Below are 20,322 nucleotides of genomic sequence, written 5' to 3'. Positions count from 1 at the left end.
GCTGGTTTGATTGGAATTGCACTCGTTTCGCTGGGCATGGTGTTGACGCCCGGCCCGAACATGATCTACCTGGTGTCGCGCTCGATCACCCAGGGCCGCCGGTCGGGGCTGATCTCGCTCTCCGGCGTCTTCCTGGGCTTCACCGTTTATCTGACCGCGACGTGCCTCGGGCTGACGGCCGTCTTCGCGTACGTGCCGGCCGCGTACACGGCACTCAAGCTGGCCGGCGCCGCGTACCTGCTCTGGATGGCCTGGAACACGGTCAAGCCGGGTGGGATCTCGGCGTTCCAGCCGCGTGACCTCGCGGTGGAGCGCCCGCGCAAGTTGTTCACGATGGGCCTGCTGACCTGCCTGCTGAACCCCAAGATCGCGATCCTGTACCTGTCGCTGCTCCCGCAGTTCATCGACCCGGCGATGGGTCACGTGCTGCTGCAGAGTCTCGCGCTCGGTTCGACGCAGATCCTCGTCGGCACCCTGGTCAACGCGGTGTTCGTGCTCACGGCGGCCGGCCTGGCCGACTTCCTGGCCCGCAAGCCGATCTGGCTGCGCGTCCAGCGCTACGTCACCGGTACGGTGCTCGGCTTCTTCGCCGTCAGCATGGCGACCGACCGTTCCAAGGCCCTGGTCAGCGCCTGAGCGCGGGGCGGGCCGCGCAGGGGCCCGCCCGGCTCAACGGTCGAACCACATCGCCGACGACGACCTGCACAACTGCGCGAACACGACGGCGGCCAGCAACATGCCGAGCACGGTTCCGAAGGTGCCGCCGCTCATGAGCTCCCACACGCCCAGCAGGACGATCAGGAACTCGACGATGAGCCCGGTGATCCGTACCCAGCTCCGGCGCGAGCGGACCTGCGAGGCCAGGAAGCCGATCATCACGATCGCCAGCAGCGGAACCGCGAGCGCGACCAGCACGGCCACGCCCACGGCGCCCGCCGGCGCGTTCGCCAGCAGCACGAACAGCAGCAACAGGCCGAACAGTCCCAGGGCCGTCTGGATCCACATGCAGAGCCTGGCGACGGACACGGACTGCGGCATCGTCTGGATGCCGTAAGGCTCGTACATGCGAGCCTCCCTCTTCAGGAGCTTCAGGGGCTTCAGGAGCTTCAGGAGCTTCAGGGACGATTGACGCGCCGAGCCTAGGACCGCCCCACATGGTCATGTCTGGAAACGGCCATGCCATGTGAATTCGTGAAATCGGTGGCTCGCGGTCCCCCGATCCTGTACGGAGAGGACCTTACGGGCAGAAATTTGTGCGACGGGAGCCAGACGGGAGCCAGGGGATGGCCTGAGCGCGCGGACAGGCCGACACTCGAAGACATGGACATCGGTGATGGCGATCTCCAGAAGCAGACCGCGCTTCTGCTCGACAGATCCAGGCAGGCGCTCCGGCGCTCCAGGGAACGGCAGTTGAACGCCGCGGCGAGCTGGCAACGTCTGGCGGGCCGGGAAGCCGCCGCCCGCGAGCTCCTGGAACACCTGCGGGCCGACGATCATGCTCCCGGGGCCGTGGGGCGCTTCATGCTGCCGTGCCTCGACCACGCGGACGACGGTGACGTCCTGACGCTGGGCCTGCTGGCGGCACTGGAGCTCACCGGCGCCGACATGGGCAACTTCCAGTTGATCGACGGCGCGGGCGGGTTGAGGATCGCCGCCCATTACGGGTTCTACGCCCCCTTCCTGGACTTCTTCGCCGTCGTCAAGGAGGAGACCTCGGTGTGCGGCCGGGCCATGGCCGCCAGAGCACCGGTCGTGGTGCGCAACGTCGAACGCGATCCATCCCTCGCCGGTACGCCGGCGGGCCGGGCGCTGCTGGAGGCCGGGTCGCGCACGGTGCACTCCTCGCCCCTGCTCGACGACCATGGCGCGCTGCTGGGCATGGTGTCGGTCCACTACCGCACCGTGCGCGACCTGACCGCCGCGGAACGCCGCCTGCTGCCGTCGCTGAGCCGCCGCCTGGGCCGCCTGCTGCAGCAGTCAGCGGAATGGACGACCTCGCTGCGGTGAGCGAACGCACGATCCCCGGCAAGGTCATCGTCTACTATCCGGTCAAGGCACCAGGCGGTCTATCCGATCAACAAGCGCATTGTCCAGATCCCCCGCCAGCACCCCGTTGTTCACCGAAGGCCGGCAATGGGGATCGATCCGCACCCAGGCCGGCGGCCCCTCCGCATACCCGAAGTTCAGGTGAAAGGTCTCCCTGGGCCCACGACCACCGACCTCCTTGCAGGTGTTCCCGCCCGGTTCCGCATCCAGCGAGATCAGCATCGCCGCCAGCTCACGAGCCTGCCGCTCCCCATGCTCCGGCCCATGGGACGGGCGCGGCGTGGAGTTCCCGCCTGGCTCGTTCCTGCAGACCAGCACCTTGATCACCCCATCGGGCACCATCCGCTCATTCTGCCCCCGCCGTCCGGTCGCCGGATCGCAAGGATTCTTCGGCGAGCGGAGCTTCCAGCTCCCGGTGCGGTAGGCGGAGGTGATGCCGGGCCCGACGTAGGACTTGCTGACGACCGTGCCGTTGGTGGTCGTGACGCACGAATTGACCTCCTCGGCGCTACCCACCCACAGCGCCCGGCCATCGGGGTAGGCGAACCGGATGAGGTAGTTCGTCATCGCCCCGCCCACCGCCGTGCACGCTCTTTCGACGCGATCGGTGGTGATCGGCAGGTAGTTCAGGTCATAGGCCATCGACCTGGCCTGGTCGGTCAAGGTCCGCGACCCGGCGAGCGCCTTCCCGCCCGGGTGCCAGTTCTGTCCCGGGTAGGCGCAGATCAACGCGCTGACCGGCGTACCGGGCACGAGCGACTTCTCGACCCCGTCGAGACCGGCGGCCTCCGGCACCCACCCACCGATCTCGCCACTGTCCCACCGCTCCGGACACGAGGCCGGCACCGGCGACACCGGCTCACCAGCCGTCTCCCGGACAGGCCCGACCACCACGACAAGCATGACCGCCGTCGCGGCCACCACGATCCAACGGAGGCGTCCCACACCGCTAAGGACGTCGCCAGCCCGCCATCGGTTCACCGGCCGCATGGGCTGGGATCACCGGGCCTGGTGGGGCCGCTGAAGACAAGGGTTGTAGCAACGACCCGCCACACTTTCTCTGTGACCAGAGACCGGCCCGGAAGTATCAGCCCCGGCGATATCTACGAAGACTGCTCTTTCCACCCCGTACTCTGCACCTTCAACGACGGCGACCAGATCGAGGGGATTTCCCTGATCGACGCCTCCATGCCGCGCGCCTGCTCCGTCGGCTTCTGCGGAGTGATCAAGCTTTCCATCGACGACGTCATCGCCGCGCGCACCGACTGGCCTGCCTACCTCGCTCGACGCAAGGCCGAGTTCGAGCAGGAATCTGGCTCAGAAGCTTGACGAAACCGCCCAGTGTTACAGCAGACCCTGCGCGCGTAGCACGCTGTAAAGAGTTTGCGAAGCGCCGTTCCGGTTCTGCGTCGAACTGCCGCTCAACCCTCCAAGGGGTTCCGCGCCGAGGAACCGCAGGCTCCGCAGGTCCGTAGCGAAGGAGAGACCGGTGATGCCGCTCGCCAAGGCGAACGAACTCTCCATCGGGTGGTCGATCCTCGATCCATCGATGTCATGGTCGGGATCCAGCCCGACCTCGTGCATCTTTGTGGCGAAGCGGCCTGGGTCACTGCCCGACCGTTGAGCGCCGGGGGAGGAGGGTGGCGAGCCATCGGACGAGGCCGACTGAGACGGAAACTGCGACTGGAAAGCCGGAAGGGGTGTGCCGTGATTACGGCGCACCCCTTCTGAGCTGGCGGAGGATGGGGGATTTGAACCCCCGAAAGGTTGCCCTTTACACGCTTTCCAAGCGTGCGCCCTCGGCCACTAGGCGAATCCTCCGTCGTCGAGCTTACCGGACTTCTGAGGTTGCGCAGACCATGTTTTGCCGAGGTTGCGAGTCGGACACGAAGGGGCTCGTCAGGGTGGAGCGAGCACTGCGGCAGCGGGCTAGACTGTTACGGGACCCCTCGCGCGGCGTCATCCTGTGAACCTCCCCAGGGCCGGAAGGCAGCAAGGATAAGCGGGCTCTGGCGGGTGTGCGGGGGGTCTCTTCGTTGAGAGCCCCCTCGCAGGCGGGATGGTCGTATGAGTCTTGCGCTTTACCGCAAGTACCGGCCCGGGACCTTCGCCGAGGTCAAGGGTCAGGAACACGTTACGGATCCGCTGCGGCAGGCGCTGCGTACGGGACGTATCAATCACGCCTACCTGTTCAGCGGCCCCCGCGGGTGTGGCAAGACCTCCAGCGCCCGCATCCTGGCGCGTTCTCTCAACTGCGAGCAAGGCCCCACGCCCGACCCCTGTGGCGAGTGCGAGTCGTGTGTCGCGCTGGCGCCGACCGGTCCCGGGCACCTCGACGTCATCGAGATCGACGCGGCTTCCCACGGTGGTGTGGACGACGCGCGCGACCTGCGTGAGCGCGCCTTCTTCGCGCCCGTCTCCGCACGGTACAAGATCTACATCATCGACGAGGCGCACATGGTGACCCGCGAGGGTTTCAACGCGCTGCTCAAGCTCGTCGAGGAGCCCCCGCCGCACCTGAAGTTCATCTTCGCGACGACGGAGCCGGAAAAGGTCATCGGCACCATCAAGTCGCGTACGCACCACTATCCGTTCAGGCTGATGCCGCCCGCGACGCTCAAGGGGCTGCTGGAGGAGATCCTCACCTCCGAGACCGTGCCCTTCGAGCCGAACGCGCTGCCCCTGGTCGTACGCGCCGGCGCCGGCTCGGCCCGTGACTCGCTGTCCATCCTCGACCAGCTCCTCGCCGGAGCCGAGGAGGACGGCATCACCTACGCCAAGGCCGTCTCGCTGCTCGGCTACACCGACGGCGACCTGCTCGACGAGGTGGTCAACTCCTTCGCGGCCCGGGACGGCGGGCAGGTCTTCCACGCGGTCAACCGGGTGATCGAGGGCGGCCACGATCCGCGCCGGTTCGCCTCCGACCTGCTCGAACGCTTCCGCGACCTGGTGATCCTGGCCAACGTGCCCGAGGCGGCCTCCAGTGGGCTGCTCGACCGGCCCGCCGACGAGCTGGAGCGTCTGGTGCAGCAGGCCGCCTCGATGGGGCCCGCCGAGCTGACCCGCGCCGCCGAGGTCTTCAACGCGGGGCTCACCGAGATGCGTGGCGCCACCTCGCCGCGGCTGCTGCTTGAGCTGATGTGTGCCCGGGTGTTGCTGCCTGGGGCGGCGCAGGGTGAGGAAGCGCTGCTGGCTCGTCTTGAGCGTCTTGAGCGTGGTGGCGCCGTGGCGCAGATGGCCGCCGCCTCCTCCCGTACTGCCCCTGCCGCCCGTGCTGCCCATGCTTCCGCCTCCGTCCCGAGCGTGCCTCCTCCTGCGGCCCCTTCTGTGGCTCCTCCTGCCGGTACGGGTACGGGTACGGTTGCTGACGATCATGGTGTGCCGTCGGTCGTCGTCGCTGGTGACGTGTCTGCCGGGGGATCGGGCTCGGCTGGGGCACCGTCTCATGCGGCTTCTTCGGGTGGCAGCGGTGGGGACGACTGGCCGGAGGCCACGCGTCCTGGCACCGCTGCGGCATCCGCCCCGGCGGCGTCGGCCCCGTCGCCGGGTGCGGCGGCCGGTGGGCAGCAGGCGCCGCAGGCCGTCGCTCCGAGCGCCCCGGTGGCCGGCGGAACGGTGGCCGGTGGGACGGGGGCCGTACAGGCGCAGTGGGCCGCCGTGCTGGCCGCGCTCAAGCAGCGCAGCATCGTGGTCTGGGCCAACGTGAGCACCAACGCTCAGGTGGTGGGCGTTGAGGGCAACCTGGTCACCCTCGGGTTCAGCCAGGTCGGCGCGATGAAGAACTTCATGGGTGGCGGCAAGGACGTTGTGGTGGCCGGCGTGCTCGGCGAGGTGCTCGGGGGGACCTGGCGGGTCGAGGCGGTTGTCGGCGGCTCACCGATGCCGTCCGCCTCCCGTGGTCCGACCCGCTCTCCGTCCCACGGCGCTGCTCCCGGTGGCGGTCACGGGCCGGCCGGTCCTCAGCAGGGCGGTCCTCAGCAGACCGGGGGGCATGGCGTTTCTGGGCCTCAGGTGGCGGCCCAGGGGAATCCGGGGGGCCAGGGCGGCTATGGATCCCAGGGGCGTACGGCCTCGCACGGGGCCTCGCAGGAGAAGGACTCGGGCCAGCCTTCGGCCGATTCCCCGGGAGAAGCACCGGGACCTCTGGCCACGGACGAGTCCTGGCCGAGCGCACCTGACGATCCCGGTCCTGGTGCCCCGCCCAGTCCTGATCCCACGCGTACCGTCAGCATGGCCGCCCAGCAGCCGGGCGGCGCGCCGGCGAACGGTGCCTCCGCGGGTGGCGCGCCGGCGGGACCGCGTGCCCAGCCCGCCCGTGGCGGGGCGGCCGCCGGGTGGCCCGCCGCGATCCCGGGACGTGGCAGGGGGCCAGAGAACGACGACGTGGACCCGCTCAACGACGCGGACGCCGATGTGGACGCCCTCTCGGGGATGGCCCTGTTGCAGCGGGAGCTCGGTGCCCAGGTGATCGGCGAGATCGATCACGCCTGACGCGTGAAAGCCGCCGACGCCCCGGGCCGCCGCCCTGCCTGCTGACCGACGTATTCGCGTCAGGTCGGGAGGTGAGTTCAGGCGGTGCCGGGGCGTTAGGTCAGGAGACGGGTGCGGGCGGCGGAGGGGTGTCGGGTCAGGTGCGGGCGGCGCCCGGGAGTCAGGTCGGGAGGCGGGTGCGGGCGGTGCCCGCGAGTCAGGTCAGGAGGCGGGTGCGGGCGGCGGCGGAGCGCAGGTCGGTTGAGGGGAGGGCGGCGAGGCGTTCCAGGACCTCGAAGTCGTCGCGGCCGTTGCACGTCTGCGCGTACGCCCACAACCCGTCAGGCTCCCCGTGCCGCAACACGCACGCACGTACCTGAGCCTCCAGTTCGTCCCGTTCCCGCCGGATCTCCGGCGACTCCGAGCGCGGCAGCAGCGGCCCGGGATAGGCCCGCGCCGACGTCTGCGGCTCGCTCTCGGACAGCAGGTGGCGCAGCGTCAGGAAGTCGGCCTCCACAGTGCAGGTCAGCCGGTACGGCTTGGCCGCGATGGCCTTGCCGAGCTGGCCCCGCAGCCGGTGGATCTCGGCCCGGATCGTGACCGGGTTGCCGAGGTCGCCGTACAGGTGGAAGGAGAGCTGCTCGGCCGTCAGACCGTGGGGGTGCAGGGCCAGGAGGGTGAGGATCTCGGCGTGCCGGAGTGACAGGGGACGGGCGCGGTCGTCGTACGTGGCCGAGGGTGTGCCTTCGCCGAGGACCGACAGGGTCAGCACCGGTGGGCCGGCGGACGCGGCGGGGCGTAGCAGGTAGCCGTCGGAGAAGGGTTCGAGCACGGCGGCGGTGCCGTCCCTGAGGATCACGTGGCGGCCGGGGTGGTGCGCGGGCCGTTCTCCGAGGTGGACGCGCTCGCCCAGGCCGCCTCCCGGGTCGCCGGAGATGACGCGGCCGGTGGCGGACAGCAGGACGCCGGGGTGGCCGCGCAGGGCCTCGTACCGGCGGCGCAGGCGTTCGTCGCGCTCGTGCGTGCGCAGCGCGAGCTGGGTCTCGGCGAGCTTGGCCGCGGCGGCGGCCAGGGCCACCGTGGCGGGGTGCGGGGTGCGGGCGGTGCCGCCGAAGTCGGCGCAGGTGCCGCTGGCGTCGGCGCGGCCGCTGGCGTCGGCGCGGCCGCTGACATCGGCGCGGCCGCTGACGCCGACGCAGCCGATGACGTCCACGCAGCCGATGACCCGGCCGGAGTCGGAGTCGGTGATCGGGGCGGCGCTGGACGACCAGATGTGCAGCGGAGCCCCAATCCCATTACCTTCGCGCCACAACACCCGGCCATCACGGTCCGTGACGACCATGGCGTGCCCGGTCTCTTCGGCCAAACCGGAGAGTGTCCCCGCGAGCAGGGGCAGAAGCGGCCGGAGCGGGTGGGTCTTGCGGATGTCCCTGATGGAGGACGGGTCCGAGATAAGGGGGGCACTCCTGCCTTCCGGCTCGATTCCGGCATCCCGCGGGCCCCGCGAGGGGTCGCGGGGCGGCCCTGACCAGGCGCGGGCGGTCGCCGCAGCCGCCTGTGCCCCGCGTAGAAGGCGGGAGTATGCGTCGGATTGGGGGTAACTCATTGGTCACTCCAAGTAGTCAATTAGAGCATCCGTCGAATGCCCGTTCCGCGCAAGCCGTTCGGGGGGATTGCAGAGGGTGATTGAATGAACGCAACGTGTGTGCAACGTTGCCGGGGCTAGCTTCCTTGACAGCGCGTCGGCGTGGTGCGGCCGCTCCGCCGGCGTGGTGGCCGGGTCTCGGACGCTGGAGGGGGGCCGAGACCCGGCCAAATACGCCGAACGCCGCCAAGATCGCAAAAATGAGGACCGTGGGAAACGGCCGCCCCAGGATGCACACGAGAGTGGGTCGAAGGGGCAGAGCGTCGGCGAAGGTATGGGGTTCGGTGCGAAACTGGGGGACACCGCAGTACATGACGCCCCCCAAACACCGTAGGCTCGTGGCAGTCAAGAACGCGGAGCCACGAGGAGCGCACGACGGTGAACCCAGGGGATGTCAACCTGCAGCAGCTGCTGGAGCAGGCACAGCTCATGCAGCAGCAGCTTGTGAGCGCCCAGCAGGAGCTCAACGACGCGCAGATCGAGGGCTCGGCGGGCGGCGGCCTGGTCACGGCCGTCGTCAACGGCTCCGGCGAGCTGCTCGAACTCAAGATCAACCCGAGCGTGATCGACTCGGGAGACGCGCAGGACACCGCGGACACGATCGCCGACCTGGTGATCGCGGCCGTGCGAGACGCCGTGCGCGCGGCGGCCGACCTGCAGCAGGAGAAGCTCGGCCCGCTGGCCCAGGGGCTGGGTGGCGGCGGCCTCGGACAGTTGCCAGGGTTCTAGGCATGTACGAAGGGGTCGTCCAGAACCTGATCGACGAGCTGGGCATGTTGCCCGGCGTCGGTCCCAAGAGCGCGCAGCGGATCGCGTTCCACCTCCTGGCGGCCGATCCAGCCGACGTCAAACGGCTGGCGCACGCGCTGCTCGAGGTCAAGGAGAAGGTCCGCTTCTGCCGGGTCTGCGGCAACGTGGCGGCCGAGGAGGAGTGCCGCATCTGCCGCGACACCCGCCGCGACACGCATGTCATCTGCGTGGTCGAGGAGTCGAAGGACGTCGTGGCGATCGAGAAGACGCGCGAGTTCCGCGGCACCTACCACGTGCTGGGCGGCGCGATCAGCCCGATCGACGGCATCGGCCCCGACGACCTGCGCATCCGCGAACTCATGACGCGGCTGGCCGACGGCCGCGTCACCGAGCTCATCCTTGCCACCGACCCCAATCTTGAGGGTGAGGCGACGGCTACCTACCTCGCCCGTCTGGTCAAGCCGATGGGCATGAAAGTGACACGACTGGCCAGCGGTCTGCCTGTGGGCGGTGACCTCGAGTACGCCGATGAGGTCACCTTGGGCCGCGCGTTCGAAGGACGGAGGCTGCTGGATGTCTGACCAGTGGAGCGCCCTGGCGGAAGAGATCTCCGGGCACGCGCAGAACTACGTGGACGGCCTGACCAGGATGGCGGGCGGCGAGGGCGGCGACGCCATCTGGTCGATCCTGCTGGTGGAGGTCGCCCAGATGAGCCTGGCGGGCGCCAAGCTGGGCGCCAACCGCGACGTCATCCTCGCGGGCAACTACGAGCCGCCGATGAGTGAGGATCCCGACATCGACGGGGTTCGCACGGCGCTGGCCGAGCGGCTGGAGGCGGTGGACGACTACGCCGAGGTGTTCGATCCGTACAAGGACACCAGCGTCACCCCGTACCGGCTGTCGGACGACCTGACCGCGGTCGCGGCCGACCTCATCCACGGGCTGCGCCACTATCACGCGGGGCGTCCGCACGAGGCGCTGTGGTGGTGGCAGTACTCCTACTTCAACACCTGGGGCAACCACGCGGGTGCCGCGATGCGGGCGCTCCAGGCCCTGGCGGCGCACTCGCGCCTCGATGTGGCGGAGGAGACGACCGCTGTGTGAGTGTTCACATAGTGGTACATAGCAACCAGCCCATGAGAGGCCGCCAGTAGACTGGCAGCTCACAGTCCAGACCGGGAGACTCTCGTGGCGCTCGTTGTGCAAAAGTACGGTGGTTCGTCCGTCGCCGACGCGTCCTGCATCAAGCGGGTCGCGCAGCGGATCGTCGCGACGAAAAAAGCCGGCAACAGCGTGGTCGTGATCGTCTCCGCGATGGGCGACACGACCGACGAACTGCTCGACCTGGCCGAGCAGGTGTCGCCGCTGCCTCCGGGCCGCGAGCTCGACATGCTGCTGACCTCGGGCGAGCGCATCTCGATGGCCCTGCTGGCGATGGCGATCGCCAACCTGGGCCACGAGGCCCGCTCGTTCACCGGCTCGCAGGCAGGTGTGATCACCAACTCCACGCACGGCAAGGCGCGCATCATCGACGTGACGCCCAGCCGCATCCAGGAGGCGATCGACCAGGGCCACATCGCGATCGTGGCCGGGTTCCAGGGCGTCTCGCAGGACACCAAGGACATCACCACGCTCGGCCGCGGCGGCTCCGACACCACCGCCGTGGCGCTGGCCGCGGCGCTCGAAGCCGACGTGTGCGAGATCTACACCGACGTGGACGGCATCTTCACCGCCGACCCGCGCATCGTGTCCACGGCGCGCAAGATCCCCAGGATCTCCTATGACGAGATGATGGAGATGGCCGCCTGCGGCTCGAAGATCCTGCATCTGCGCTGCGTCGAATACGCTCGGCGGTTCAACCTGCCGATCCACGTACGCAGCTCTTTCAGTACCAAGGAAGGCACGTGGGTCGTCTCCGACCCTTACACCGAAGGAACCGAGATGGAGCAGCCGATCATCTCCGGCGTCGCACACGACCGGAGCGAGGCCAAGATCACTGTTGTCGGGGTCCCCGACAAGGTCGGCGAGGCTGCCTCGATCTTCAAAACGCTGGCCGACGCCGAGATCAACATCGACATGATCGTGCAGAACGTCTCGGCCGCCGCGACGGGTCGTACGGACATCTCCTTCACGCTGCCCACGGCCGACAGCCAGACGGCGCTGACGACGCTGAAGAAGATCCAGCCCACGATCGGTTTCGAGTCGCTGCTGTTCGACGACCAGATCGGGAAGGTGTCGCTGGTCGGCGCGGGCATGCGCTCGCACCCCGGCGTCACCGCGACGTTCTTCGCGGCGCTCGCCGACGCGGGGATCAACATCGAGATGATCTCCACCTCGGAGATCCGCATCTCAGTGGTCGTCGAGCAGGACGGCGTGGACGCGGCCGTGACCGCCGCGCACCGCGCGTTCAATCTCGACGCCGACCAGGTCGAAGCCGTGGTGTATGGAGGTTCTGGACGATGAGCAGGAAGCCGAGTCTGGCTCTGATCGGCGCGACCGGGGCCGTGGGCACCGTCATGCGCGACATCGTGTCGTCGCGTGCGGACGTCTGGGGCGAGATCCGCCTGGTCGCCTCCGCGCGCTCCGCGGGCAAGGTGTTGCGGGTACGCGGCGAGGACGTCGTCGTCCAGGCCCTGGCGCCCGAGGTGTTCGACGGCATCGACGTGGCCATCTTCGACGTGCCCGACGAGGTGTCGGCCGAGTGGGTGCCGATCGCGGCCGGGCGTGGCGCGATCGTCATCGACAAGTCGGGCACGTTCCGCATGGAGCCCGACGTGCCGCTGGTGGTGCCCGAGGTCAACCCGCTCGACGCGCGTCAGCGCCCGCGCGGCATCATCTCGACCCCCAACTGCACGACGTTGTCGATGATGGCGGCCATGGGGGCGCTGCACGCCGAGTACACGCTCACCGAACTGGTCGTCGCGTCCTACCAGGCGGTGTCCGGGGCCGGCGTGGCCGGTTCCGCGCGGCTGTACGACGAGGTCGAGGCGCTGGCCGGTGACCGCGCGGTCGGGCAGGCCGCCGGTGACGTACGCAAGGTGCTGGCCGACAAGCTGCCGGAGGAGTCGCCGTTCCCCGCGCCCATCGCGTTCAACGTGGTGCCATGGGCGGGCTCCAAGAAGGCCGACGGCTGGGCCTCGGAGGAGCTCAAGCTCCGCAACGAGTCCCGCAAGATCCTCGGCATCCCGGAACTGAAGGTCTCCGCGACCTGTGTCCGCGTGCCGGTGGTCACGACGCACTCGCTGGCCGTGCACGCGCGCTTCGAGCGCGAGGTCACGGTCGCCGACGCGCACCGCGTCCTGGAGGCGGCACCGACGGTGGTCCTGATGGACGACCCGGACAACGGGATCTGGCCGACGCCCCTGGACGTGGTGGGCAACGACCCGACGTACGTGGGCCGCGTCCGCCAGGCGATCGACTTCCCGAACACGCTCGACCTGTTCGTGTGCGGTGACAACCTGCGCAAGGGTGCGGCGCTCAACGCGGCGGAGATCGCCGAGCTGGTCGCTGCCGAGTTCTAGTACCGACCTGGGTGTGGCGTCGTGTGTTCTAGCGCGGCGTCACACCTTTTTCATGGGCGCGCGCCGTGGCTCTGTCACCGGAACAGGATGTCCCAGTGGTCGCTCTCGTCGAAGAACGTCGTTCCGGAGCTTGACTTGTAGATCCTGGCCCCGTCGCTGCGTACCCCGGCCTTGTCGGAGTGCTTGGCGATGTGCCGGTCGATGCACGCGTTGTGGGAGATGTCCAGCTTGTAGCCGTTGCCGTGGCTGAACTGGCCCGGCGCGTGGCCCCGCTCGGTGCCGCCGGTCACCATGATCGGGCAGCCGCTCTTGCGCTTGAGCTCGATGGCCTTGGCGACCGTGCCGGTCCGCACCTTGTCCAGTGACGTGCAGTGGTGCATGTGTTTGCTGACGCAGTTGCCGGTGGACTGCGTGCGCAGCCCCGCGCTCTTCAGCCAGCCGTTGGCGGTGGCGTGGGACATGCGTACGGCGGCTCTGGGCAGGGCGCGCGTCAGATCGACCTGAGCGCGCCTGTGAGCGACGTGTGGACGCGCCTGCGGCATCCGGATCACCCCGAGACGTACGGGGCCCTCCTGCGCTGCTGTGGCCGTTTCCCGCGACCTGGACTGCTGAGCCCGGTCCGCTCGGGCCTCGGCGGCCTGCTCGACGGCGGCCCTGGCGATCTCGGTGGGCCGGGAAGCGGCCTGTTCGTTCTCCCGTACGTGGGGGGTACGTTCGCGGACCGCGCGCGCCCGCTGCACGGCGGCCAGCGGCCACCGGAGCTCGGCGGCCGGCCAGTCCCGCATCTCCTCCAGCCGCTCGTGGGCCCGCATGAGCCGCTCATGGGCCCAGGAAGCCGCCAGGTTCGGCGGTCCCGCCTCGTAGGCGTCCGCGATTACCGCAGCCACGGCCGAGCGGGCCAGGGCGCCGCCCCAGCTGCCCGGCTCGGCCTCGTACAGGCCGCTCTGTGCCGGTGACCCTTCGGGGTGGGTTGCGGCGGAAGCGGCCGAGGCCAGCGCGAGTATGGTGATCTCAATGCCGAGGAGCGCGACTACGATGAGCCGCACTGTTCCACGTATCCACATGTCGATGCCTTTTCGCGGAAATAGCCCTTCCGCCTGAATCGACAATCCCACCTTTCACAGGAGATAACTCATGCCGCGAGTGCAACTTTGCCTTGTGGCGGTGATCACCGTGCGGCTCCATGACCTAACCGCGCTTCACGACGTAGAGTGACGAACGTGTCCGAAGCCCGGAACCGAGGATCGGAGAGCACCCGAGAGGTCATCGTCGAGACGGCCTTGCGACTATTCAGGGAGCGCGGCTTCGACGCGACCACCATGCGGGCCATCGCCGCCGAGGCGGGTGTTTCCGTGGGCAACGCCTACTACTACTTCGACAGCAAAGAGGCGTTGATCCAGGCGTATTACGATCGCGCCCAGGCCGAGCACGAAGAGGCGTGCAGACGGTTCCTGGCCACTGAGGAATCGTTCGCGGGCAGGTTGAGCGGGGTTCTGCGCGAATGGGTCCGCGTTTCCGAGCCCTACCACGAGTTCGCCGTCAAGTTCTTCAAGCACGCGGCCGAGCCCACCAATCCGCTGAGCCCTTTCAGCGAGCAGTCCTCACCCGCCCGCGAGGCGTCGATCGGCCTTTATCGGGAGGTCGTGGAGGGGGCGCGCGACCGGATGAACGCCGAGTTGCGTGAGGAGCTGCCCGAGCTGCTGTGGTTGTTGTCCATGGGCATGGTGCTGTTCTGGGTGCATGACACGTCGCCGGGGTGCGCGCGTACGTACCGGCTGATCGAGGTCACGGTGCCGCTGGTGGATCGGCTGGTCGGCCTGTCGCATCTGCCGGGGTTGCGGGGCATCACCAAAGATTTCATCGCGGCGGTGCACGAGCTGCGCGCGTAGCATACCGTTCGGTATGTTCTCCCTTAGACGCCAGGGAGGCCGTGTATGACGCAGAACTGGGGCATGACGATCCCCTTCTACGACCGCTCGCTGTCCAAGTCGCAGGACCTCATCGCGGAGCTGCCGGGGCTCGGCTACACCGACGTGTGGTCGGCGGAGGTCAACGGGGTTGACGGGTTCGTGCCGCTGGCGATGGCCGGGCAGTGGGCGCCGGACGTGCGGCTGGGCAGCGCCATCGTGCCCGTCTCGACGCGCGGCCCCGGCCTGCTGGCCATGTCGGCGGCCACGCTGGCGGACCTGATGCCGGGCCGGTTCGTGCTGGGCATCGGCGCCTCCTCGCCGGCGATCGTCGAGCGGTGGAACGCGGGCACGTTCGGCAAGCCCTACGCCAGGACGCGCGACACGCTGCGGTTCCTGAAGCAGGCGCTGGCGGGGGAGAAGGTCACGCACGCGTACGAGACGTTCGAGATCAAGGGCTTCAAGCTGGAACGGGCCCCGAAGACGCCGCCGAAGATCGTGCTGGCCGCGCTGCGCCCCAGGATGCTCCGCCTGGCCGCCGAGGAGGCCGACGGCGCCATCACGAACTGGCTCTCGCCCGATGACGTACGCCGGGTCCGCGCCGAGATCGGCCAGGGCACCGAGCTGATCGCCCGCCTGTTCGTCTGCGTGGACGAGGACGTCGAGCGCGTACGCGAGAAGGCCAGATGGATGCTGGCCGCCTATCTCACCGTCCCGGTGTACGCGGCCTTCCACGACTGGCTGGGCCGCGGCGAGGTGTTGCGCCCGATGCACGAGGCGTGGGCGGCCGGCGACCGGCAGGCCGCGCTCAAGGCCATCCCCGACGAGGTGGTGGACGCCCTGATCGTGCACGGCGACGCCGCCACCTGCCGGGCCAGGATCGAGGAGTACGTGGCCAACGGCCTCGACACCCCGGTCCTCGCGCCCATCCCGGGCGGGGACGTGCCCATCGACCAGGCGGTACGCGATCTGGCTCCGAAGGGGTGACCATGCACGAACTGCTGAGACTCGACGCGGTCGGGCAGGCGCGGGCGGTCAGGGAAGGGCAGGTCTCGGCGCGGGAGCTGGCCGAGGCGGCGATCGCGCGCATCGAGGCCGCCGACGGCGAGCTGAACGCGGTCGTCCACCGCCGCTTCGAGCGCGCACTGGCCGAGATCGACACGATCCCCGCCGAAGCGCCCTTCCGCGGGGTGCCGATCCTGCTCAAGGACCTGGGCTGGCGGGAGGCGGGGGAGCCGTACAGCGCGGGCTCGAACGTGCGCGACGAGGCCCAGGGTGTGGACGGATACGGCGTCGTACGGCTGCGCGAGGCCGGCTTCGTCCTGCTCGGACGGACGAACACACCCGAGTTCGGCAGCACGATCACCACGGAGCCGGTGGCGTTCGGGCCGACCCGCAACCCCTACGACCCGGCGTACTCGGCGGGCGGTTCCAGCGGCGGCTCCGCGGCGGCGGTCGCGGCGGGGATGGTCGCCCTGGCCACCGCCAGCGACGGCGGCGGCTCGATCCGGGTCCCCGCGTCCCTGTGCGGCCTGGTGGGGCTCAAGCCGGCGCGGGGGCGGGTGAGCCTGGGTCCCGCCCAGGGCGAGGGGTGGAGCGGGTTCTCCTGCCCCGGGTTCGTCAGCAGGACCGTACGCGACTCGGCGGCGGCGCTCGACCTCGTCTCCGCCCCCTGCCCCGGCGACCCGTACGAGGCGCCCCGGTTGCCGGGCAGGCTCGCCGACGAGGTGGGCCGGGACCCGGGAAGGTTGCGGATCGGGTTCCTGACCACGCATCCCAGGGACGACGTGCCGCCGGTGCCCGAACTGGTCGAGGCCGTCACCGGGGCCGCCGCGCTGCTGGAGTCGCTCGGCCACGACGTGGCCCCCGGCGGGCCGCCCGCGCTGGGCGACGGCGACTTCCCCCGCCACTTCGGCGCCATCGTGGCCAACAACCTCGCCGCCCAGGTGGCGAGCCTGGGCGCGCTGCGCGGCAAGCCCGTGGAGATGGAGGAGCTGGAGCCGCGCAACGCCGCCATGGTGAACTCCGCGCGCGAACACAGCGCGGCCGACCACATCCTGGCCACGCAGTGGGTGGACGGCTTCCGCCGCCGGATGGCCGCCTGGTGGAGCGAGGGGCATGACCTGCTGCTGATGCCGTCGCTGGGCGTCGCCCCGTTCCCGCTGGGCTGGATCCCGCCCGACGATCTCAGCATCGCCTTCGGCAGGACCGCGCACGTCGTGGCCTACACCTCGCCGATCAACGCGACCGGGCAGCCCGCGGTGTCGCTGCCGCTGCACAGGAACGCCGCCGGGTTGCCGGTGGGCGTGCAGCTCGTCGCCGCGGCCGGTCGGGAGGATCTGCTGGTGCGGGTGGCGGCGCAGGTCGAGGCGGCCTCGCCGTTCGAGCACACGGCCATGCCCTGATCGACGGGAACTCCTACCCCCGGTGACGCGTTATGTCGTGAAAACCCGGGGGTAGGGGGAAGTACATGATGGCGAAGGCAGCACGGGCGGCGGCGGCTTGGCGCACCTACCAGGAGGTGACCAAGCCCGGGTCGCCCAAGTTAATGACCAGGGTCAGGGCGATCCCCCGCATGGTGGGCGCGGTGATGCGCGGGCAGTACGAGGGCATGGGCAAGAGCAAACTCGCCATGCTCGGCCTCGGCGTGGTCTACCTCGTGTCGCCGATCGACCTGGTGCCCGAGTTCCTCATGGTGATCGGGGTCGCCGACGACTTCGGCGTCTTCCTGTGGCTGATGGGCTCGCTGCTCGGTGAGAGCGGACGTTACGTGCAGCACGAGCGCACCGTGATCGAAGGCCGCCTGGCCGAGGCCGAGGAAGGCCAGATCGGAGGGTAGGCGGTCGTGACGGGCTAGATCTCCTCCATGCGCAACCAGGCCCGCGACGGCAGCGGATGCCCGAACAGGCGGGCCGCGTTGCCATAGGCGACCCTGGCGATGTCGGCGGGCGGCAGGGTGCCGAGGTTGCGGGCCACCGACTTCTGCGTGTCCGGCCAGGTCGAGTCGGAGTGCGGATAGCCGCTCTCCTGCAACACGTGGTCGAGGCCGACGGCCAGCCGTACCCCTGACAGGGCGTGGTCGTCGAGCGTGCCGAAGAAGAAGTTGCGGCGCAGCACCTCGCTGGGCTTGAGCCCGCCCTCCCACTGCGCCTCGCCGGCGACGGGGTGGTCCAGGGCGTAGTCGGCGCGCTCGGCCAGCATCGGCAACCAGCCCACGCCGCCCTCCACGATGAGCAGGCGCAGGTTGGGGAAGCGCAGCGGCACCCCGGACCAGAGCCAGTCGGCGCACGCGAACATGGCGCTGGTCGGCATCAGCGTGGTGATCGCCTCGATGGGCGTGTCGGGCGAGGGCACGGGCGACCAGGAGGAGTCGCCGGTGTGCAGGCAGACCACGGTGCCGGTCTCCTCGCAGGCGGCGAAGAACGGGTCCCAGTGGCCGGAGTGGATCGAGGGCAGCCGCAGCCGCGTGGGGAACTCGGGGAAGACGACCGCCTTGAAGCCCCTGGCGGCGTTGGCGCGGATCTCCTTGGCCGCCACGTCGGGGTCGGGCAACCACGGGAGTTGCAGGCCGATGATCCGCTCGGGGTAGGTGCCCGCCCAGACGTCGATGTGCCAGTCGTTCCACGCCCTGACCAGGGCCAGGCCCAGCTCCTGGTCGCGGGTCCTGGCGAACGGCATGCCCGACTGGCTGGCCAGCATGCCGGGGAAGCAGAGCGCGGCCCAGATGCCGGCCACGTCCATGTCCTGGATGCGGGCCTCGATGTCGTGGCAGCCGGGGCGCATGTGCTCGAACCTGACCGGGTCGAGCGTCCACTGCTCTCTGGGCAGCCCGGCGCCCACGTCGATGCCGGCGCACGGGTAGGTCGCGCCGCCGTAGCGCCAGACCTGGTGACCGGAATCCGTCTCCACGACCTTGGGCGCGACCTCGGCGTATTTCTCAGGCAACCGGTCTTCGAAGAGATCGGGCGGCTCGATCAGGTGATCGTCAGCGGAGATGATCACGTAGTCGCGCCGCCTCGGGTCAGGGTCGGGGAGCAGCGGCGTAGTCACGCACGTAACCGTACGACGAGGGGATAACGTCGAACAAGCTGCGACGTATCCGTTGGGTCTCCGAAAGATGATCGCCGGGTGGGGGACGGCCGACGATCCGGTCCTTATCGCCGCAAGGACGGCCCGGGGATGCGGTCGTTATCACCGGAAGGACGGCCCGGGGATACGGTCATCGTCGCCGGGAGCACGGCCGGAGATTCGGTCATTGGCCCGGGACCGCCGGGAGGGGGATGGCTGGCGATCCCGGGAATGACAGGCCCGTCTCGCGCAGGGACGGGCCCGCAGGCCCACTACCCCTCCGCGATCGATCCAGTCAGCAGATGCTCGCGCAGTTCGGCGATCGCGTCGGCAGAGAGTCCGATCTCCTGAGTGACATATCCCTCCACGGAGCCGTGCCGGGCGCACAGGTCGTCCAGCAGGAACCGCATGGCCTGCGCGGGCGCCAGCCCGAACCCCGGCCACAGGGCCGCGCCCGGGTGCCTCCTGGTCCAGTCCGCGACGAAGCGCTCGGTGGCCAGCCCGGTCAGCGCGTAGTCCGCCACGATGTCGTCATCGCTCACTCCCGCCAGCGACAGGACGAGCGCGGTGAGCACGCCGGTACGGTCCTTGCCCGCGGCGCAGTGCACGACCACGGGCGCGTTGCCCGCCCCCGCGATCGTCTCCAGGGCGGCCCTGAGGTTCTCGATGCGGTCCTCGGTCATCTCCAGGTAGCGGTCGGCGAGGTAGCGCGCGACGTCGAGCCCTTCCTTCCGTACGTCGGTGTTCCAGCGACGCCCCTCGATCGGCAGGTTCTGGTAGTGCTGCCCCTCGCTCTCGGGGACCCTTCCTGCCTTGTCCACCTCGTACGGGTGCCGCAGATCGATGACACTGCGCACCCGCAGCGCCCGGAAGGTCGTCAGATCGTCTCCGGCCAGCCAGCCCAGGGAGTCGGCCCGGTAGAGCCGCTGCCACCTGACGGTGCGCCCGTCTTTGGCGGCATATCCACCTACGTCACGGAAGTTGCAGAGGTTGGTGAACTCTATGTGGCGGATCACACCTCAATACCCTAATTGTTGGCGGTCTCCGCCTCGGCAGCCGCAGCCGTCTCGTGCGTCTCCTGCGCCTTCCGCTCGGCCACCTCGCGCCGGATCAGCAGGCCCCACCCGACGACCGCGATCCCGATGAACAGCCACCACTGCACGCCGTAGGCCAGGTTGAGCCCGCCCCCTGCCCCGACGTCCGGCTCGGGCACCGGCGCGGGCGCCGTAGCAGGCGCGGGCTGCTGCTCGGTCAGCTCGACATAGCCGCCCACGAGCCGGTACGGCAGGCCGTCGCCGATCGCGTCGGCGTTGATCAGCAGCACCTGGCCGGGCGGCAGGCCGGAGACGTTCCTGAGCCCGCTGGACTCCTCGGTCTCGCTGGGCCGTAGCCGCCCCGTTACAGTTACCTGGCCGGTGGGCGGGGCCGGCACCTCGGGTGGAGTGTCGGCGGTCGCGCCGGCGGGCACCCAGCCCCGGTTCACGAGCACGGCCGTGCCGCCCGCGGTGACCAGAGGGGTCAGGACGTAATAGCCGTTGCGGCCCTCCTGGGGGCGGCGGCGTACGACGAGGGCGTGGGCCGGGTCGTACGTGCCGGCGACCGTGACCCTCCTGAACCGGTCCTCCTCCTTGGCCGGCCGGTCCACCGCCGCCAGCCGGTCCAGCGGCACGGGCGCGGCCTCGATGTTGGCGGTCACCCGCTCGCTGTTGGCCGAGCGCTCCTCGAACCGCCCGAACTGCCACTGCCCGAGAAAGACGAAGGCAGGGATGACCAGCAGCACCACCACGTGGAGCGCGATCCATCTGGGCGTGAACAGGAACCGGTACACGCCTCCAAGGTTAGGCGCTGCGCAGGCCGGTCCCTCCGCCGGGCGCGGTGCCTCCGAAGCCGCCCCCGAAGCTGCCCCCGGAGCCGC

At 69.7% G+C, this 20,322-nt stretch carries 21 protein-coding genes, 1 tRNA gene and 1 other RNA gene; 14 read left to right on the top strand and 9 right to left on the bottom strand.

What is annotated here, in order from left to right:
• Positions 1-6: 6 nt before the first annotated feature.
• Entirely contained in the window at positions 7-636 is a 630-nt protein-coding gene (locus tag AB0I81_RS08705; RefSeq protein WP_360652294.1) for a LysE family translocator, read from the top strand.
• Between the two features lie 33 nt (positions 637-669).
• On the opposite strand, the gene AB0I81_RS08700 is transcribed toward AB0I81_RS08705, so the two are convergent.
• Positions 670-1,065 (bottom strand): hypothetical protein, encoded by a 396-nt coding sequence (locus AB0I81_RS08700; protein WP_360652291.1) that lies wholly within the window; start codon positions 1,063-1,065, stop codon positions 670-672.
• 255 nt (positions 1,066-1,320) lie between these two features.
• On the opposite strand from AB0I81_RS08700, the gene AB0I81_RS08695 reads away from it, so the two are divergent.
• Positions 1,321-2,007, top strand: coding sequence for a GAF domain-containing protein (locus AB0I81_RS08695; protein WP_360652288.1), 687 nt, complete (start codon positions 1,321-1,323; stop codon positions 2,005-2,007).
• Positions 2,008-2,049: 42 nt separating this feature from the next.
• On the opposite strand, the gene AB0I81_RS08690 is transcribed toward AB0I81_RS08695, so the two are convergent.
• Entirely contained in the window at positions 2,050-2,991 is a 942-nt protein-coding gene (locus AB0I81_RS08690) for a hypothetical protein (RefSeq protein ID WP_360652286.1), read from the bottom strand.
• Between the two features lie 117 nt (positions 2,992-3,108).
• On the opposite strand from AB0I81_RS08690, the gene AB0I81_RS08685 reads away from it, so the two are divergent.
• Entirely contained in the window at positions 3,109-3,375 is a 267-nt protein-coding gene (locus AB0I81_RS08685; protein WP_360652283.1) for a hypothetical protein, read from the top strand.
• A gap of 15 nt (positions 3,376-3,390) precedes the next feature.
• Here AB0I81_RS08685 and AB0I81_RS08680 read toward each other — a convergent pair whose 3' ends face one another.
• Positions 3,391-3,768, bottom strand: a complete 378-nt coding sequence (locus AB0I81_RS08680) for a DUF6461 domain-containing protein (RefSeq protein WP_360652280.1) — start codon at positions 3,766-3,768, stop codon at positions 3,391-3,393.
• An 11-nt stretch (positions 3,769-3,779) separates the two neighbouring features.
• Positions 3,780-3,867: transfer RNA gene (locus AB0I81_RS08675), tRNA-Ser, on the bottom strand.
• Positions 3,868-3,986: 119 nt separating this feature from the next.
• Here AB0I81_RS08675 and ffs point away from each other — a divergent pair.
• Positions 3,987-4,082: signal recognition particle sRNA small type (gene ffs / locus AB0I81_RS08670), an RNA gene on the top strand.
• 31 nt (positions 4,083-4,113) lie between these two features.
• Positions 4,114-6,537 carry a DNA polymerase III subunit gamma and tau gene (locus tag AB0I81_RS08665; RefSeq protein ID WP_360652277.1) on the top strand — a complete coding sequence of 808 codons (2,424 nt, stop codon included), beginning with the start codon at positions 4,114-4,116 and terminating at the stop codon, positions 6,535-6,537.
• Positions 6,538-6,733: 196 nt separating this feature from the next.
• Here AB0I81_RS08665 and AB0I81_RS08660 read toward each other — a convergent pair whose 3' ends face one another.
• Complete coding sequence (locus AB0I81_RS08660) at positions 6,734-7,882, bottom strand: helix-turn-helix domain-containing protein (protein ID WP_360652274.1); 1,149 nt, start codon at positions 7,880-7,882, stop codon at positions 6,734-6,736.
• A gap of 657 nt (positions 7,883-8,539) precedes the next feature.
• Between AB0I81_RS08660 and AB0I81_RS08655 the strand changes: the two genes are divergently transcribed.
• The 5 genes from AB0I81_RS08655 (at position 8,540) to AB0I81_RS08635 (ending at position 12,432) form a co-directional block, all read left to right on the top strand.
• Positions 8,540-8,890 carry a YbaB/EbfC family nucleoid-associated protein gene (locus AB0I81_RS08655; RefSeq protein ID WP_360652271.1) on the top strand — a complete coding sequence of 117 codons (351 nt, stop codon included), beginning with the start codon at positions 8,540-8,542 and terminating at the stop codon, positions 8,888-8,890.
• A 2-nt stretch (positions 8,891-8,892) separates the two neighbouring features.
• Complete coding sequence (gene recR, locus AB0I81_RS08650) at positions 8,893-9,492, top strand: recombination mediator RecR (protein WP_360652268.1); 600 nt, start codon at positions 8,893-8,895, stop codon at positions 9,490-9,492.
• Positions 9,485-10,015, top strand: a complete 531-nt coding sequence (locus AB0I81_RS08645) for a DUF5063 domain-containing protein (RefSeq protein ID WP_360652265.1) — start codon at positions 9,485-9,487, stop codon at positions 10,013-10,015. Before recR ends, AB0I81_RS08645 begins: the two co-directional genes overlap by 8 nt.
• Before the next feature lie 84 nt (positions 10,016-10,099).
• Entirely contained in the window at positions 10,100-11,374 is a 1,275-nt protein-coding gene (locus AB0I81_RS08640) for an aspartate kinase (protein ID WP_360652262.1), read from the top strand.
• Positions 11,371-12,432, top strand: a complete 1,062-nt coding sequence (locus tag AB0I81_RS08635; protein WP_360652259.1) for an aspartate-semialdehyde dehydrogenase — start codon at positions 11,371-11,373, stop codon at positions 12,430-12,432. The genes AB0I81_RS08640 and AB0I81_RS08635 overlap by 4 nt, the downstream gene beginning before the upstream one ends.
• Before the next feature lie 74 nt (positions 12,433-12,506).
• Here AB0I81_RS08635 and AB0I81_RS08630 read toward each other — a convergent pair whose 3' ends face one another.
• Positions 12,507-13,478 carry a hypothetical protein gene (locus tag AB0I81_RS08630; RefSeq protein WP_360652256.1) on the bottom strand — a complete coding sequence of 324 codons (972 nt, stop codon included), beginning with the start codon at positions 13,476-13,478 and terminating at the stop codon, positions 12,507-12,509.
• 174 nt (positions 13,479-13,652) lie between these two features.
• Between AB0I81_RS08630 and AB0I81_RS08625 the strand changes: the two genes are divergently transcribed.
• The 4 genes from AB0I81_RS08625 (at position 13,653) to AB0I81_RS08610 (ending at position 17,178) form a co-directional block, all read left to right on the top strand.
• Positions 13,653-14,321, top strand: coding sequence for a TetR family transcriptional regulator (locus AB0I81_RS08625; protein ID WP_360652253.1), 669 nt, complete (start codon positions 13,653-13,655; stop codon positions 14,319-14,321).
• Between the two features lie 45 nt (positions 14,322-14,366).
• A complete protein-coding gene (locus AB0I81_RS08620) occupies positions 14,367-15,326 on the top strand; it encodes an LLM class F420-dependent oxidoreductase (RefSeq protein WP_360652250.1) in 960 nt (319 codons plus the stop codon).
• Positions 15,327-15,328: 2 nt separating this feature from the next.
• A complete protein-coding gene (locus tag AB0I81_RS08615) occupies positions 15,329-16,744 on the top strand; it encodes an amidase family protein (protein ID WP_360652247.1) in 1,416 nt (471 codons plus the stop codon).
• Between the two features lie 65 nt (positions 16,745-16,809).
• Entirely contained in the window at positions 16,810-17,178 is a 369-nt protein-coding gene (locus tag AB0I81_RS08610) for a YkvA family protein (RefSeq protein WP_360652244.1), read from the top strand.
• A 14-nt stretch (positions 17,179-17,192) separates the two neighbouring features.
• Here the strand turns inward: AB0I81_RS08610 and AB0I81_RS08605 are convergent, their stop codons facing one another.
• From AB0I81_RS08605 to AB0I81_RS08595, 3 genes are all read right to left on the bottom strand, one after another.
• Entirely contained in the window at positions 17,193-18,389 is a 1,197-nt protein-coding gene (locus AB0I81_RS08605) for an amidohydrolase family protein (protein WP_360652241.1), read from the bottom strand.
• A gap of 290 nt (positions 18,390-18,679) precedes the next feature.
• Positions 18,680-19,423, bottom strand: a complete 744-nt coding sequence (locus tag AB0I81_RS08600) for a tyrosine-protein phosphatase (protein ID WP_360652238.1) — start codon at positions 19,421-19,423, stop codon at positions 18,680-18,682.
• Positions 19,424-19,434: 11 nt separating this feature from the next.
• Positions 19,435-20,235 carry an SURF1 family protein gene (locus AB0I81_RS08595; RefSeq protein ID WP_360652235.1) on the bottom strand — a complete coding sequence of 267 codons (801 nt, stop codon included), beginning with the start codon at positions 20,233-20,235 and terminating at the stop codon, positions 19,435-19,437.
• Positions 20,236-20,322 lie beyond the last annotated feature (87 nt).

Source organism: Nonomuraea sp. NPDC050404 (assembly GCF_040655495.1).
In the GTDB taxonomy this organism is placed as follows: Bacteria; Actinomycetota; Actinomycetes; order Streptosporangiales; family Streptosporangiaceae; genus Nonomuraea.
Note: the sequence above shows the minus strand (reverse complement) of the source record. Positions and strands in the feature narration are given on the sequence as shown.

Coding starts and splice junctions, on each gene's coding strand:
- AB0I81_RS08700 (WP_360652291.1), bottom strand. CDS start 1,065: ATGTACGAGCCTTACGGCATCCAGACGATGCCGCAGTCCGTGTCCGTC.
- AB0I81_RS08610 (WP_360652244.1), top strand. CDS start 16,810: ATGATGGCGAAGGCAGCACGGGCGGCGGCGGCTTGGCGCACCTACCAG.
- recR (WP_360652268.1), top strand. CDS start 8,893: ATGTACGAAGGGGTCGTCCAGAACCTGATCGACGAGCTGGGCATGTTG.
- AB0I81_RS08695 (WP_360652288.1), top strand. CDS start 1,321: ATGGACATCGGTGATGGCGATCTCCAGAAGCAGACCGCGCTTCTGCTC.
- AB0I81_RS08665 (WP_360652277.1), top strand. CDS start 4,114: ATGAGTCTTGCGCTTTACCGCAAGTACCGGCCCGGGACCTTCGCCGAG.
- AB0I81_RS08620 (WP_360652250.1), top strand. CDS start 14,367: ATGACGCAGAACTGGGGCATGACGATCCCCTTCTACGACCGCTCGCTG.
- AB0I81_RS08635 (WP_360652259.1), top strand. CDS start 11,371: ATGAGCAGGAAGCCGAGTCTGGCTCTGATCGGCGCGACCGGGGCCGTG.
- AB0I81_RS08645 (WP_360652265.1), top strand. CDS start 9,485: ATGTCTGACCAGTGGAGCGCCCTGGCGGAAGAGATCTCCGGGCACGCG.
- AB0I81_RS08615 (WP_360652247.1), top strand. CDS start 15,329: ATGCACGAACTGCTGAGACTCGACGCGGTCGGGCAGGCGCGGGCGGTC.